The sequence below is a fragment of the Cognaticolwellia beringensis genome (genome assembly GCF_002076895.1).
GTDB lineage: Bacteria > Pseudomonadota > Gammaproteobacteria > Enterobacterales > Alteromonadaceae > Cognaticolwellia > Cognaticolwellia beringensis.
The window spans coordinates 22,607-38,967 of the sequence record NZ_CP020465.1; the positions used below are offsets into that span (position 1 = coordinate 22,607).

The following is a 16,361-nucleotide window of genomic DNA, read 5'->3' on the forward strand; positions in this document are numbered from 1 at the left end:
CCCGCTATATGCGGGTTTTTTATTGCTTATTAATGCACATAGCGGTACCTTTAAATATTTATAGTAGCCGTAAATGTGGTCTTGGCAGATTGTTCTGTTTCGACTTTCTTCTCTACCTTACGGTTAAATGAGTAATTTCCATTTCGCAGCGTTAATCGCAGAACTGATGCGAATTTAATTCAGCTGTAGAATTCAGCTACTTTGGATGTATAAGGGTTGTAACGTATGAAGTACCTTTTATTGCTGCTTGTTTGTTTGTTGTCATTTTCTGCAGGTGCTTTCGAGGATATTTTATATGACTTTAAAACCAGAACACCGGGTAACAACATCGTTGCCTATAAAGGTTCAAGTAGTGCGCAGGTCCCATCTAGCTTAGCACTCGGAGCGCAAGTCACAGCAGCTGAATACAATGCCTTAAAAATAGACGATCAGAGCTATCAGAATAGTACTACCTCGACAAACAACAGTTTCCCTTATACGCAATTTGTAATAACTATAGATGAGGATGAAACCGATATTACAACGTTCACTATTTTATGGAACGGGTATGGAACAAATGACAACAACGGTAGGAAAGATGGCGTTGACTTATATATCTGGAACTTCCAACAGAATGGTTATCAACTTGTAGATAGGACAGACTCTACTAGTAATGAAATCACGCTTAGTGGTCAGGCAACCAGTAATATGACAGATTATTTTGGCAGTTCTAACCAAAATGCAATGGTTTTGTATGTAGTCGCCAGAGACAAAAAGTCAGGAAACGTTCAGAGCTCTAATATTTATAGTGATTATGTCAACCTAACAGTGACGGTGCCAGACCCTCCGCCTGCATTTGCTATGGCAAATTTTCAGTTTGATGAGTGTGTCTATATTGGCAGCGGCAATGAAGTAATCGATCAATTCAATACTTATTCTGGCACCAGTCATAACGGTGTCAATACTTCTGAAGAAGCACAAATAGAAAACGCGCTGGCAATTAGCAGTGCTGCCCATCATGTACAAACCAGTATTCCATTACCTGATAGGTACAGTGTCTCAACCTGGTTTAAAAAGCCTACGGACACAACCGGTAATCGTTATTTTGTACTTGGCGCAATGGAAAATGGCAGCGATTTACTGGTAATAGATAGAGACAATAATTGGCGTTGGGCTATTTATAGTTCAAACCCTCAACAAACTATTTATGGTAATTATAGTTTTAATAGCTTAGATAATGACTGGCATCATCTGGCGATAGTCTATAAAAACCGTCAATCAAATTTATATATTGACGGCGTTTTTGTTGAGGCTATTAACCTTATTCCTGCCGGCACGTTAAAATATATCGGCACTTCATTTGACGATGTGAATATTACTGCATCACAAGGTTTTAGAGCGCCTTTAGATGAATTTATTGTTTTTAATGGCGCGTTAAAAGCGAGCGAAATTACCACTATTTATAATAATCAGTTTAGCGGTGTTAATTATGATGGCAGTGTTCGTGCTAGCCCTAACTGTATCAAATTAATTGCGAAATATTCGCTAGATGAAAGCTCGTGGAGTAGCGCCGCTGGCGAGGTTTTAGATAGTACGGGAAGCTTGAATGGCCAATCATTTAATGGTGCAAATACGGCATTAAACTCGCCCGCGCTAACGGGCAACCCGGGTACTTGTGGTTTTGGTGTTTTCGACGGTATTGATGATTATGTCAGTATTACTGACAACGCAGCATTAGACATACCAAGAGAATTGACTATTACTGCTTGGATAAATCCGAAATCACTACCAAGCGTTAGCACAGGTTTACATACCATAGTTTCAAAAGATGAAAACTATGAGTTTCACTTACGAGCTACAGGTGAAATTAACTGGTGGTGGCAAACCAATGAGCTTACGACTTCAGGAGCAGGCATTACGCCTGATAGTTGGTATCACATAGCAATAACTTACCAAAGTGGTGAACAGGTGATTTATGTTAATGGTGTTGAAAGAGGCTCTAGTGCGTTTAGCGACCAGTTAACTTTAAATAATGATCCATTGAATATTGGACAAGATCAAAATCAAGAACATGGTGAAGAATCTCGTTACTTTCACGGCTTTATTGATGAGGTAAAGATATATAAAGGCGCGCTTAGCTCAACAGAGGTTAATGAGGTTTATAATGAACGACATGCTTGTGCTGAGCCCGTTATACATCATTATGAAATAGGTCATGACGGTAATGGTTTAACCTGTGCCGCCGAGCCAATAACGATAAAAGCATGTAGTAATAGTGGCTGCACAACCGAAAGTACTGAATCAGTTAGCTTAAATTTTAATATTACTAGCTCAGTAACGGGTAAAGAGATTACCGCCTCGCCGACCTTTAACGGCAGTACTCATATTAATTTAAGCCATACAACGGCAGAAACACTGGTGTTATCTATTGATGGTGCGAGCATAGCCGCTAGCAACGCTGTTGAATGTTCAGGTTTTGGCACAAGTTGTGAGATCACCTTTACTGATGCAGGTTTCAGGTTCTTGTACGGTGACACTAATAGCGAAGTTATTGAACACCAAACAGCCGGCGCTGTTTTTAGTGAGGCGTTAAAAATACAAGCGGTAAAAAGCAATAATGGTGTTTGCGAAGGGATATTCGCCGGTAATGTTGAGGTTAGTCTTGCTCAACAAAATGTCACGCCTGATATCAGCTTTAACGCCGGGTTAGCGTTTCAAACGAACGGCGCTAATATCGCCAAACATCCACTATTTACTGATAATGTGACCTTGAACTTTGGTAACGACAGTATTGCTGTTATACCAACTCCTAGTTACTTGGACGTAGGCGAAATTCGACTGCAAGCCCGTTACTCAAACGCCAATGTTTCGCTGGAAGGTAGTTCAAATAATTTTTGGGTGAAACCGCATAGTTTTGCGATTTCAGCAACAAACGCACTAGGTGTAGTAAATGGTAATAGTGCTACGAGTACAATAACCCATAAAGCTGGAGATAATTTCGACTTTACCGTTAGCGCACTTAATGCCGCCGGTAATTTAACGCAAAATTACCGTCAATCTGATGGTGAATTACAGGTGAAAGTATCACGCGTTGCACCAGTACTTAATGGCGCAATTGACGGACAGTTTACTTACGCGCTAGGACAAAATCGCGCGGCAACAACTAGTGCCATTTTTCAAAGCGCTATATTAACGAGTTTTAGCGATGGCGAAAAAGGTAAGTCAGCATTTAGTGGCGCGCAATATAATGAAGTTGGCGTTATTAATGTGGATATACAAGATATTAATTATGGTGGTTTAGGTAATGTTGATGGCTTGATTACGGCTAATGATATGACTATCGGGCGATTTACGCCTGCTTACTTTAAGCAGACGGTTAAAGCTGAGCATAAGGGCAAGCTTGACGCGTACCATAGCGCAACAGGAGTATGCTCTATTTCTGATTGGGCCTATACCGGCCAGAGTACGATTAATGGCAAGGGGGCTATTGGCTATAGCCTTGAGCCTAAAATAACGATCGCTGCATACAATGCCAATGACAGCCTTACCAAAAACTACACCTTGGGCGAGTCAGAAGGTTTTATGAAGCTACTCGTCAGTGGTATTGATATTAACCTACCAACACATGATGATAGTCAACAAAAAGTAGGTAGTGCTAGCGGTAACCCCGTTGCGATTGCTGCGGTGATGGAAACAGGTAGTTTGAGCGCCAGTATTGATGTTAGCGGTAATTTAATCGCCGGTGAATGGCTATATACCTTATCTAATAATGATCATTTTAGTTATGACAAAAATGATACAAGTTTTTTAGCGCCTTTTAATGCCAAGATAGCTTTTGTTACTACTCAAATTGAGGATAGTGATGGTGTGCTACTCGGCAGTAATATCGATGCGACAGAGAAACTGATAACAGATGGTGTAGAAATTCGCTTTGCCCGCATGGTATTAGAGAACTCATATGGCTCAGAGAAAACAAAGTTACGCGCGCCGTTAAATGTCCAAATTTATGATGGGTCAAGCTTTCTAACACATACCGATGAATCTTGCTTATCAACTCTCATTGGCGATAAAAAAGCCGGCGCAAAATATTCAGGTAACATGAACCTTTGGGATTATCGTTTAATCGACATTGATACAGATGCCATACAAGTTAGTGATACTGCAGCGAGCGTTTCAGGTGTTTTTGACCGAGGCATTCAGGCAGCGTTATCATTCAGTACCCCAGGAAGACAAGGCATGCTTGAATGGGAATATGAAGTGCCAAGTTGGCTGAAATTTAAATGGAACAATGTAGACAGTGATAATGATGGTAATTTTTATGATGACAACCCAAGTGCCGTATTAAGTTTTGGCTTCTATCGTGGCAACGACCGAATAATTTCATGGCGCGAGATAGCGAATTAGCAAGCTAGCTTAGAAATAATGATAAATTAAGTCGCTTCCGGTATTTATGTATTTATGTATGTATGTATTTATGTATTGCTGTGGATTTATCAGAAAATTTTCTGAATATGCTATTGAGAAACTAAATCATCAGCACGGCTTTTAGCACTTTCTAATAGAGCTTCTTCGGCTAATAACCTTTCTAGCTTCTGTGCTTTCAATAATTGTGTTTTAGTTTTACTCTGCAAATTATCTACATCTTCAAGTAAGGCTTTTTCATTGTCAAACACCTGGTTTTCAACGACTGATTGTAGATTTTTTTCGAATAACTCCATTTTAGCTTGTCGTTCGTTTTCTAGCGCAGTTTCCTCAACAGTGTTACGTTCACTTAACGCATTTATGTCTATATTATTTTGCTTAGGGTCTGGACTACAACCGGCTATTAATAACATTACTAAGCTTATTTTGATTGTAGAGACGTTCATTCAATTTACCTTTCAAGTGTAATAACCCATTTACATGTTATTATTGCATAAAAATAACCATGAACAGCACCAAGCTAAAGAAAAAATAAATAAATTCACAGCGTTATATTTCAAGGGTTTATTTATAAAAATAACTTAATTGTCATAGTGGTTGTTTAACTCATCGTACTGAATCCACGTACTTTAAATATATTACCAATGCACAGTTAACAGTTTCTGATAAAGGTTAAGTCACATATGCAGCAGGAAAAATTCATTCCTTATATGAAAAAAATTATTATCACAGCTTATTTGTTTACTAGTTTTTCTTACGCTGATGCTCTAGCTTCATCAGCCATCACACTAATAGACTCGCAATATAATAGTACAACATGGGCTGCGGAAAATTTGCTTGACGCAGATGCTACAACGCAGTGGATGTCGCGCAGCCAAAGTAATAATTTAAATTTTCAATTTTCAGGAAATAACGGGGCCATGTGCTTTAATGGCTTTGAATTAACCAATTATGGCGGCGATGATCGTGGTGTAAATCAATTTATATTATTGACCACGCAAAATGAGGCACTAAGCGCAGATGCTGGTTCAGCAGGCTGGAAGCCCATGGTAGCCGATGAGAATCCTATTGGTTATATTGACTATTTAAGTTGGGCGCAAGGCGCAAGGCAAGTCTTTGTTGATGGACAATATAACACCACAACTTACGCAGCGAAAAATATCAACGATGGCAATCGTTCATCTCGTTGGTTATCTCGAAAATCCAATAATATATTGCAATATAATTTTGATACCGACTGGGATGGCTCAGCAGGTAATGGCATAACCATTAATGAACTCGAAGTCACGAACTATGGCGTTGATGATCGTTCTGTGAAGCAATTTCAAGTTGAAATTACCAATGATGGTACAACTTGGCGTAAATTACAGGTGCCTGGTACTGCTGCTGGCGATGTAGAGTATATTTATAGTCGTTATCAAGATGGGGGAACTCTCGGTGCTGTCGACAGCCAGTATAACGCGACAAGCTATCATGCTGAAAATATGCAAGATGGCGATCAAAATTCTCAATGGTTGAGCCGAAAAGGTAACAACACTATCGAATTTACTTTCGATCCCAACAACAATGGTATAACGGGAGCCGATGGCGATACTGCAGATGTTTTTGCCATCGATAAAATTAATATCGAAAACTACGGAAACGATGACCGTTCAGTTAAGCAATTTCAACTTGCCGTTAAAACTTTAGCAAACCCCAATTGGCATAAAGTAAATGTTCCAGGCGCGATAATTGGCGAGGCAGATTATAATTTCGCCATGTCCCATCATGGTGGCGCGTTAGTTAATATTGATAGCGAATATAATTCAACAAGCTACGGGGCTAAGAATATTCATGACGGTGATCAAAACACTTTATGGTTAAGTCGAAAAAGCAATAATGAGTTAGCCTTTCAATTCGATGCAAATGAAGATGGCACGCTTGGCGCAGCAGAAGATCTTTTTATCTTAAATAGTTTTTACCTGCGAAACTATGGCAATGACGACCGAGCAATTAAAGAGTTTCAACTAGCGGTTAAAACTAAGGCTAAACCTAATTGGACAAAAATTAATGTCCCTGGCGCAAGTATCGGTCAAGCTAATTACAATTTTGCGATGTCTCATCATGGGGGGACACTAGTCTCTATTGATAGTGAGCATAACTCTACTAGCTATGGTGCTAAAAACATTCACGACGGCGACCAGAATACATTGTGGTTAAGTCGTAAAAGTAACAATGAACTCGCTTTTCAATTTGACGCCGATGAAAATGGAACGCTAGGTGCAATTGAAGACTTATTCACTTTAAAGAGTATTTACTTGGTCAACTATGGTAATGATGACCGTTCGATTAAAGAGTTTCAAATCGCGGTAAAAACGCGTGCTAACCCAAATTGGGCGAAAATTAATACCCCAGGTGCGAGTGTTGGTCAAGCCAATTACAATTTTGCTTTAGCGCAACATGGAGGCAATTTAATAGCGATAGATAGTGAACATAACTCAACCAATTATGGTGCTAAAAATATTCATGATGGCGATCAAAATAGCCTTTGGCTGAGCAGAAAAAGCAATAACACCTTAGATTTTCAATTCGATGTTAATGAAGATGGTATTCAAGGTGGCGCTGAAGATGTTTTTACCTTAGAAAGTTTTTACTTAGTTAATTATGGTAATGATGACCGCGCAATTAAGAAGTTTCAGGTAGAAGTTAAAACACTAGCCAATAGTAATTGGACAAAGTTGCCCGTGTCAGGTGCAGGTGGAAATACCCCTGACTATAACTTCGCGTTATCGGCAAACGGAGGCAGTTTAACTGTGATTGACAGTGAACATAACTCGACTAACTATGGTGCGAAAAATATTCATGATGGTGATAACAACACGCGCTGGTTATCGAGCAAGCAAACCAATACCTTAGCTTTTAGTTTTGATAGTAATTTCGATGGTGTGATGGGCGATGCAATTAATGTTGATACTATCTCATTGATTAACTATGGCAATAACGATGTATCGATACAAACGTTCGAAGTTGATGTACAGATTTCTGGTGGCGCGTGGCAAGCTATTAATGCACCGGCAGGCGGCACTGTTTTTACTGCAACTATGGATAGTAACCAACAAAACTGGGCCATTACATCACATAGTAACGTAACCGCACTTCGTCTTAGAACATTGTCAAATTACGGTGATGCAACATACACTGGCGCGACTGAATTTAAAATTTCGGGAACCTTGTCAGGACAGTTATACACCTATTCTGCAGCTATGCACGGTAATGGAGAAACCTTTAGCATAACTGAAGCTGATCAACCTATTGACGTTACTGGCGTTAGGCTTCGTACCATCACAAATTATGGCGATCCTTCATATATCGGCGCTAGAGAGCTGAAGTTACAAGGTACATCCGTTACAGAGTCTAAAACCTTTATTGCCGCTATGCATGCCAATGGAGAAACTTTCACTTTTGATAGTGATGATGTACCAGAAGAGGTAACAGACGTAAAATTAATTACTATCAGCAATCATGGAGATCCTTCTTACGTTGGTGCAAAGGAGTTAAAGTTACAAGGGCCATCTGTTACTGAAACGAGAACCTTTATTGCTGCTATGCATGGCAATGGTGAAAGCTTTACCTTAGATAATGGAGATATTCCGGTTGAAGTTACGGATGTGAAGCTAGTTACCATCAGCAACCATGGAGATCCTTCTTACGTTGGTGCAAAGGAGTTAAAGCTGCAAGGGCCTTCAGTCACTGAAACTAAAACCTTTATTGCAGCTATGCAAAGCACGTTAGAAAGTTTTCAATTTGATACTAACGACATACCTATTGATGTTACCGATGTTAAGTTAACCACTATCAATAACCATGGCGACCCTTCATTGATAGGCCTTCGAGAGTTTGAAGTTGTTGGTAAATCAGTTACTGCCGCGAGCACTTTTACCCTACCGATGAATTCAATACCATTTAGCATCGTTCTTGATAATGACGATACAGTTTCCGGTATTATTGGCGCTCGTATAGTAACTATTAAAAATCATGGCGATTCCTCTTTGACTGGGTTAGCCGACTTTAAGTTATTAGGTAACCCCATAACGCCAAGCTATATATTTACTGCGAGCAATATTACGTCAGTCCAAAATTTTAATTTCTCGCCAGTAAAGGCCAAAATTTTTCGATTTCATAGTATGAACAATCATGGGGATCCCTCTTATACTGGGGCCGCCGATTTTGCGTTAAATGACAGCTTTTGTGCTAATCCTGTTGCCCAATATTCAATGGATGAAACACAGTGGAGTGGTGTTGCTGACGAAGTAATAGATAGTTCAGGAACTCTTAATGGCCAAGCATTTAATGGTGCAACTACATTTAATGACACCTCGGCATTAACCGGCAATCCAGGTACATGTGCTTATGGTGTATTTGACGGAGTCGATGATTATGTTGGAATTGTAGATAACTCAACATTAGATTTACAGAAAGAACTGACTATCACGGCTTGGATTAACCCCCAAACCCTACCCAGTGCAAGCACCGACTTACACACTATTGTCTCTAAAAATGAAAATTATGAGTTTCACTTAAGCTCCACAGGCGAAATTTATTGGTGGTGGCAAACCAATGAATTTTCAACGTCAGGAGCCGGTATTACCACTGACAATTGGTATCACATAGCGATTACTTACAAAAGCGGCGAGCAAGTCATATATGTTAATGGTATAGAAAAAGGTACTCGAACTTTTACTGATGAGCTAATTCTAAATAATGATCCTTTACACATAGGACAAGCTCAAAATTACAGTGAATCTTCACGCTTCTTTGATGGCTTTATCGATGAAGTTCAGCTCTTTGATGTTGCGCTTACTCAAATAGAAGTTCAACAAGTTTATACTCAAAGTCATGCTTGTGCTGTGCCTGTTATTCATCATTATGAAATAGTGCATGATGGCAATGGTTTAACCTGTGCTGCTGAGCCAATTACCATAAAAGCATGCACGAATAGTGACTGTTCAAGCGAATCTACTGAGCCGGTAAGTTTGCAGTTTAATATTACCAGTCCGCAAACAGGTATGTTGCTTAAAACCTCAGCAACCTTTACCGGTACCACCTCAATGAATTTCAGTCATACCATTGCAGAAACTATTGTCTTATCTATTGATAGTGCAAGTATTACGGCCAGTAATGCTGTTGAATGCTCTGGCTTTGGTAGTAGTTGTAATATGAACTTTACTGATACAGGTTTCCAGTTTTTGGCAGACGGTGTTTCAAATAATATCAATACGCAATTATCTGGTAAACCTTCAAATACTGGTTTTAATAGCCAAACATTATCCTTACAGGCAATCAGAACAGATAGCGCTACGGGAGCTTGTGAAGCTGTACTGATTAGTAATGTTGACATTGAACTAGCTGCTGAATGTACTGAACCCAGCACTTGCAGTTTAGGTCAGGTAGTTATTAATGATACTGCTATTACAACGCTCAATGATGCGATCTCACCATCGGAATATACAAAAGTAAGTTTAGATTTCGGTGATAATATCGACAACACCGCAAACATAGTCGTGAGTTACCCCAATGCAGGAAAAATTCAGTTACATGCCCGTTTTGATATATCAATTGAAGGTTATCCAACGAGTTATATGTTAGGTAATAGTAATCAATTTGTTGTTAGGCCACTTGGTTTGTATGTTAACGTGGACCCAAAAGAAGATGATCCATCAGTATCGAGTAACCCCGCTTCAGAAGACGCTAGCGGCAATATATTTAAAAAGGCCGGGGAGCAATTCAATACAACAATTACTGCCAAGCAATGGCAGCAATCTGATGATACGAATAACGATGGAATTGCTGACTTCAACGACGTTTTAAGTGATAACCCTACCGCCCTTAATTTTATTTCTAATGTGATTTTAGAGCATAAAAAGGTCGCTCCAAGTAACGGCGATTTGGGAACGATAACTGGCGAAAGCTTTAGCCTACCATCGACCAGTACAGACACTAACTCTTTGAGTTGGTCAGAAGTAGGTATTATCAGTTTCACTGCTAAATTATCTGATACGAGTGGCAGTAATAATTATTTAGGAGCAGGACCTATAAGTAGCACTGTTCCATACGTTGGTCGTTTTACACCAGCCTACTTTAAACAATCAGTAAAAGAAAACCATCAGGGTAATTTTGATGCTTATCCATACTTTAATGGTTTAGGTGTTTGTGCATTTTCTGATTGGGCCTATACCGGTCAGCGAACCAGTGAAGATAAAGGAGCTATTACTTATAGCCTTTTACCTAAAATAACCATTACAGCATACAATGCTAACGACGGAGTCACCAAAAACTATACGTTGGGTGAGCCTGAAGGCTTTATGAAGTTATTGGCCAGTGGCGTAGATATTACTTTACCAACACATGATAAAACCCAACAAATGGTTGGGAGTACTGCTGGTAACCCTGTTGCTATTACTGCCTTTATGGAGAAAGGTAATTTAAGTGCTAGCCTAGATGTTAATGGTAGCTTGATTGCCGGAGAGTGGCTTTATACTTTTTCCAGTAATGACCACTTTAGCTATAACCATAATAACACCAGCTTATTAAAGCCTTTTGAGGCGAAAATTCCGTTCTTTACCGAGAAAATTGAAGATAGTGATGGTGTCTTACTCAGCAATAATATCGATGACACTGAAGAAGTGCTGACAGAAGGCGTGGAAATTCGCTTCGCTCGTATGGTGTTAGAAAATGCTTATGGCGCTGAAAATGCCAAGTTACGTGCGCCGTTAAATATTCAGGTTTATAACGGTATTAAGTTCAAAACACATACCGATGAAAGTTGCTTAACCGCACTGCTAGGTGATAAAAAATCCGGCGCTAAATATTCGGGTAACATGAATCTTTGGGATTATCGTTTAATTGACATTGGCAGTGATGCAATAGAGGTTAGTGATACCGATGCTAGCATTTCAGGTGTTTTTGTTAGTGGCAGTCAAAATCAGTTAATCTTTGCTGCGCCAGAAAAACAAGGCATGCTTGAATGGGAATATGAAGTGCCAAGCTGGTTAAAATTTAAATGGAATAATGTCGACGCCGATAGTGACGGTAATTTTTATGATGACAATCCAAGTGCCTTACTAAATTTCGGAATGTATCGCGGTAACGACCGAATAATTTCATGGCGCGAGGTTGTGAATTAAGCCTTAATGTTAGTCGCGTTAAGCTAACTACAGGCATTTAAGCTATTTAACCGCAGCTTGGCTTAAAAAATGTAAAAATATCTTAATATTTCGTGATATTTTTGTCATTGAAATAACACAAGTACTATAGTCTGCGGTATGATAGCGTGTTAATAGTACAAAATATCTTTTGCAAGCTAAACTAGACTTGTAAATTCAGCACAATAATATTCCGGCAGCTTGTTGCCTAGGTGATGTTTAAAGGACATTTCGACAATATGTTTAAGAAATTACGCGGCATGTTTTCTAACGATTTATCAATCGACTTAGGAACCGCAAATACCCTGATTTATGTAAAAGACCAAGGCATCGTTTTGGATGAGCCTTCTGTTGTCGCTATTCGTCAAGATCGTTCTGGTGGCTCTAAAAGTGTTGCTGCCGTAGGAACTGCGGCCAAACAAATGTTAGGCCGTACACCAGGGAATATTGAAGCGATTCGTCCAATGAAAGACGGTGTTATCGCTAACTTTTTTGTTACCGAAAAAATGTTGCAGTACTTTATTAAACAAGTACACAGTAATAACTTTTTACGACCAAGCCCAAGAGTATTAGTTTGTGTTCCATGTGGCTCTACGCAAGTAGAACGACGTGCGATTCGTGAATCTGCCTTAGGTGCTGGCGCGCGAGAAGTGTACTTGATAGATGAGCCAATGGCAGCAGCAATTGGCGCAGGTATGCCAGTATCTGAAGCAACCGGTTCAATGGTGGTTGATATTGGTGGTGGTACTACTGAAGTCGGCATTATTTCACTTAATGGTGTGGTGTATTCTTCTTCTGTACGTATTGGTGGTGATAAATTTGACGATGCTATTATTAACTATGTACGTCGTAATTTTGGTAGTTTAATTGGTGAAGCAACAGCTGAACGTATTAAACATGAAATTGGCTCTGCTTATCCTGGCGAAGAGGTGATTGAAATTGAAGTACGCGGTCGCAATTTGGCTGAAGGTGTACCACGCAGTTTCACGCTAAACAGCAATGAGATTTTAGAAGCGTTACAAGAGCCGTTAACCGGTATCGTCAGTGCGATTATGGTGGCATTAGAGCAGTCTCCACCTGAATTAGCCTCTGATATTTCAGAGCGCGGCATGATTTTAACTGGTGGTGGTGCATTACTTAAAGGTCTCGACCGTTTACTTATGGAAGAAACCGGTATTCCAGTGGTCGTTGCTGATGACCCACTAACTTGTGTAGCTCGTGGCGGTGGTAAAGCCATTGAAATGATTGATATGCATGGTGGCGATTTATTCTCATACGAATAAAAACTAAATTAGTATTTATACAAGTTTAATTTATGAATCCTATATTTAAGCATGGACCAGCCCCACAGCACCGACTTTTTTTGGTGCTGCTTTGCTCTGCAGCGTTAATATTTTTTGACCATAAAATGAATAGCTTCGAGTCCGCTCGAGGCTTTTTGCAATCTATGGTGAGCCCATTACAGTATTTAGCCACAGCACCTAAACAAATGATGAATTGGGCGGCAGAAAATATTGTGACACGTCGTCAACTCATAGATGACAATGAACAATACAAAATCAACGAGTTAGTCTTCCATGAACAAGCTTTACAATTAGATATTGTTAAGCGTGAAAACAATCGGTTAAGAGCATTACTTGCTTCTCCGGTGCGCAGTGACGCTAAAAAAATGGTGGCGGAAATTCTTGCGGTTGATAGTGACCCTTATACTCATCAAGTCGTAATAAACCGAGGTGCAAACGACGGAGTTTATGAAGGCCAGGCAGTTATTGACGATGAAGGTATTGTCGGGCAAATATTGCATGTGGGAACAACCAGCAGCCGCGTATTATTGATCACCGATGTAACGCATGCTATACCGGTTAGAATAAGTCGCAATGGTGTCCGGTTGATCGCTAGCGGTGTTGGGGTTATTGACCGTTTAAGCCATAATCATGTTCCCCACAGTAGTGATATTCGTACAGGTGATCTATTAGTTACCTCTGGCTTAGGTAGTAAATTCCCAGAAGGGTATCCAGTATCGAAAGTTACCTCCGTTATTCAAGACGAGTCACGGGCATTTTCACAAATTCAAAGCCAGCCGGTAGCCAAGATTGATCGCTTACGATATGTTTTATTATTGTGGCCAGAGCAAGCTAAAGTGCCGCAGGCTAAAACAGCCGAAACATTGCCAGCAAAAAAGGCAGAAACTAAATGACCTTTGCTAGTCGCTTGATTATTCTTTTGACCTTTTTAGTGGCACTAATGGCCAGTATTATGCCGTTGCCATTAAGCGTTGACGCTTTTCGACCTGACTGGGTATTAGTGGTTTTACTTTACTGGTGTTTGGCGCTGCCATCGCGAGTCAATGTTATTTCCGCTTGGGTTCTGGGCTTTATTCTGGATGTTTTATTAGGTTCTACTTTAGGTGTACATGCTGGCGCAATGGCTATTGCGGTTTATATAGTTGCAGGTAATTTTCAGAAAATCCGCAACTTTTCAGTTTGGCAACAGGCACTTATTGTTGGTGTATTATCAGCTCTATATCACTTAATTGTTTTCTGGTTACAACGATTTTTAACTGACGCGGTATTTTTACCGAGTTATTTATACCCTGTATTCACAACAATCATACTTTGGCCCTGGGCTTTTTTACTTTTACGTAAAATAAGACGAAATTTTCGAATAAAATAACATGTCTAATACTTTGATTTTAGCGTCGCAATCACCGCGTCGAAAAGAACTGCTTGAACAGCTTGGCTACGATTTTATCTGCTTACCCGCTGACATTAATGAAAGCGTGTTACCCCAGGAAACACCTGAGCAATATGTCGCTCGTTTGGCGATTGAAAAAGCCCGGGTTATTGCTAAGCAATATGATGAAAATGTTGTGGTATTAGGCTCAGACACCAGTGTGATATTTGGCCAACATATATTAGGCAAACCTGCCTCACTTGACGAATGTATCGCTATACTTACTATGCTGTCAGGGAAATCTCATCAGGTCGTTACCGCTATTGCAGCAGTTAAAGGTGAACGTAGTGACGTTATTGTGGTCAAAACTGAAGTAGATTTTAAAGTACTTACAGAACAAGAGATAAAGCGCTATTGGCAAACTGGTGAGCCACAAGATAAAGCCGGTGCCTATGGTATTCAGGGAATAGCTGGACAATTTGTTAAACAAATTCGCGGTAGTTACTCTGCAGTTGTCGGATTGCCGTTATACGAAACTTCGCAGTTATTATCGGCATTTGGCGTGAAATCGTCTATGACAAAAGATTAAATAGGGAACAAAATGAGCGGTGAATTACTTATCAATGTTACGCCAAGTGAAACCAGGGTAGCATTAATCGAAAACGGTTCACTGCAAGAAGTTCATATTGAACGTGAAGCTCGTCGTGGTCTAGTTGGAAATATATATTTGGGTAAAATTATTCGTGTTTTACCTGGAATGCAAGCCGCTTTTGTTGATATTAATTTAGGAAAAGCTGCTTTTTTACATGCCTCAGATATCAACTCTAAATTAATTTTAAACGAAGAAAGCAATAGAGAACAAGTACCTGATATTAGAAATTTGGTGCACGAGGGGCAATATATTGTTGTGCAGGTGGTTAAAGATCCTCTCGGCACTAAAGGTGCCAGGTTAACAACCGATATTACCATCGCAGCGCGTTATTTAGTGTTAATGCCCGATGCTAGCCATGCGGGTATATCGCAACGTATAGACGATCCAGCAGAACGAAATCGACTGAAATCAATAGTGACGCCTTATTGTGGTAAAGACCATGGCTTCATTGTAAGAACAGCAGCGGAAGGTGCTGGCAAAGAAGAATTACAACACGATGCTGAATTTCTTCGTCGTGTTTGGGCAAAAGTCGTTGAGCGAAAAGAGCGTAAGCAAACCAAAGATCCTATCTATCAAGATTTATCGTTAGCATTTCGTATGTTACGAGATTTCGTAGGTGTCTCGCTTGAGCGAATTCGCGTTGATTCAAAACTAACTTATGAACAATTAGTTGAATTTACCACTGAGTTTGTACCTAATTTAACATCGGTACTGGAGTATTATCCGGGCGAACGGCCTATTTTTGATTTATTCGATGTTGAAAATGAAATTCAACGTTCGTTACATCGAAAAATTGAGTTAAAGTCAGGCGGTTCTTTGATCATAGATCAGACCGAAGCCATGACTACAATTGATATAAACACCGGCGCATTTGTTGGACACCGTAATTTAGAAGAGACTATTTTTAATACCAATATTGAAGCAACGCAAGCTATTGCTCGTCAGCTTAGGCTAAGAAACCTTGGCGGCATTATCATTGTCGATTTTATAGATATGCATGATAAAGAGCACCAACGTCGTGTTTTGCACAGCTTAGATGTGGCGATGTCCAAAGATAATGTTAAATATAGCTTGTCTGGGTTTTCCGCATTGGGTCTGGTAGAAATGACGCGAAAACGCACTCGCGAAAGCTTAGAGCATATTTTATGTGGAGAGTGCGGAGCTTGCCATGGTCGCGGTTATGTGAAAACAGTTGAGACCGTTTGTTTTGAAATTCTCCGTGAAATTGTCCGGGTTAATCGAGCTTATGATGCAGATAAATTTATAGTTTACACGTCGGCATCGGTGAGTGAGTCATTAGAAAATGACGAGTATCATAACCTTGCTGAGCTAGAGCTCTTCATCGGTAAGCAGATTAAAGTACAGACTGAAAGCATGTATAATCAAGAGCAATTTGATGTTGTTATGATGTAGTTGTTACGCGAATTTTCGGTATGGTCATGAGTTAGATTTTA

General features: G+C 39.8%; 8 protein-coding genes. 7 read left to right on the forward strand and 1 reads right to left on the reverse strand.

Annotation, left to right across the window (positions count from 1 at the left end; translation table 11 throughout):
• The first annotated feature begins 225 nt into the window (after positions 1-225).
• Positions 226-4,383: a LamG domain-containing protein gene (locus B5D82_RS00145; protein WP_081148212.1), complete on the forward strand. Its 4,158-nt coding sequence runs from the start codon at positions 226-228 to the stop codon at positions 4,381-4,383.
• A 110-nt stretch (positions 4,384-4,493) separates the two neighbouring features.
• Here the strand turns inward: B5D82_RS00145 and B5D82_RS00150 are convergent, their stop codons facing one another.
• Entirely contained in the window at positions 4,494-4,847 is a 354-nt protein-coding gene (locus B5D82_RS00150; RefSeq protein WP_081148214.1) for a hypothetical protein, read from the reverse strand.
• A gap of 237 nt (positions 4,848-5,084) precedes the next feature.
• On the opposite strand from B5D82_RS00150, the gene B5D82_RS00155 reads away from it, so the two are divergent.
• From B5D82_RS00155 to rng, 6 genes are all read left to right on the forward strand, one after another.
• Positions 5,085-11,564 carry a LamG domain-containing protein gene (locus B5D82_RS00155; RefSeq protein ID WP_081148215.1) on the forward strand — a complete coding sequence of 2,160 codons (6,480 nt, stop codon included), beginning with the start codon at positions 5,085-5,087 and terminating at the stop codon, positions 11,562-11,564.
• A gap of 257 nt (positions 11,565-11,821) precedes the next feature.
• A complete protein-coding gene (locus B5D82_RS00160) occupies positions 11,822-12,865 on the forward strand; it encodes a rod shape-determining protein (RefSeq protein WP_081148217.1) in 1,044 nt (347 codons plus the stop codon).
• 32 nt (positions 12,866-12,897) lie between these two features.
• A complete protein-coding gene (gene mreC, locus B5D82_RS00165) occupies positions 12,898-13,779 on the forward strand; it encodes a rod shape-determining protein MreC (protein WP_081148219.1) in 882 nt (293 codons plus the stop codon).
• Positions 13,776-14,255, forward strand: a complete 480-nt coding sequence (gene mreD, locus B5D82_RS00170) for a rod shape-determining protein MreD (RefSeq protein WP_081148221.1) — start codon at positions 13,776-13,778, stop codon at positions 14,253-14,255. The genes mreC and mreD overlap by 4 nt, the downstream gene beginning before the upstream one ends.
• Before the next feature lies 1 nt (position 14,256).
• Positions 14,257-14,844: a Maf family protein gene (locus B5D82_RS00175; protein ID WP_081148223.1), complete on the forward strand. Its 588-nt coding sequence runs from the start codon at positions 14,257-14,259 to the stop codon at positions 14,842-14,844.
• A 12-nt stretch (positions 14,845-14,856) separates the two neighbouring features.
• Positions 14,857-16,320 carry a ribonuclease G gene (gene rng, locus B5D82_RS00180; protein WP_081148225.1) on the forward strand — a complete coding sequence of 488 codons (1,464 nt, stop codon included), beginning with the start codon at positions 14,857-14,859 and terminating at the stop codon, positions 16,318-16,320.
• The last annotated feature ends 41 nt before the right edge of the window (positions 16,321-16,361 follow it).

Bases quoted from the DNA above. Each gene is read 5' to 3' on its own strand.
- B5D82_RS00145 (WP_081148212.1), top strand. From the start codon at position 226: ATGAAGTACCTTTTATTGCTGCTTGTTTGTTTGTTGTCATTTTCTGCA.
- B5D82_RS00175 (WP_081148223.1), top strand. From the start codon at position 14,257: ATGTCTAATACTTTGATTTTAGCGTCGCAATCACCGCGTCGAAAAGAA.
- B5D82_RS00155 (WP_081148215.1), top strand. From the start codon at position 5,085: ATGCAGCAGGAAAAATTCATTCCTTATATGAAAAAAATTATTATCACA.
- B5D82_RS00160 (WP_081148217.1), top strand. From the start codon at position 11,822: ATGTTTAAGAAATTACGCGGCATGTTTTCTAACGATTTATCAATCGAC.
- rng (WP_081148225.1), top strand. From the start codon at position 14,857: ATGAGCGGTGAATTACTTATCAATGTTACGCCAAGTGAAACCAGGGTA.
- mreC (WP_081148219.1), top strand. From the start codon at position 12,898: ATGAATCCTATATTTAAGCATGGACCAGCCCCACAGCACCGACTTTTT.
- B5D82_RS00150 (WP_081148214.1), bottom strand. From the start codon at position 4,847: ATGAACGTCTCTACAATCAAAATAAGCTTAGTAATGTTATTAATAGCC.
- mreD (WP_081148221.1), top strand. From the start codon at position 13,776: ATGACCTTTGCTAGTCGCTTGATTATTCTTTTGACCTTTTTAGTGGCA.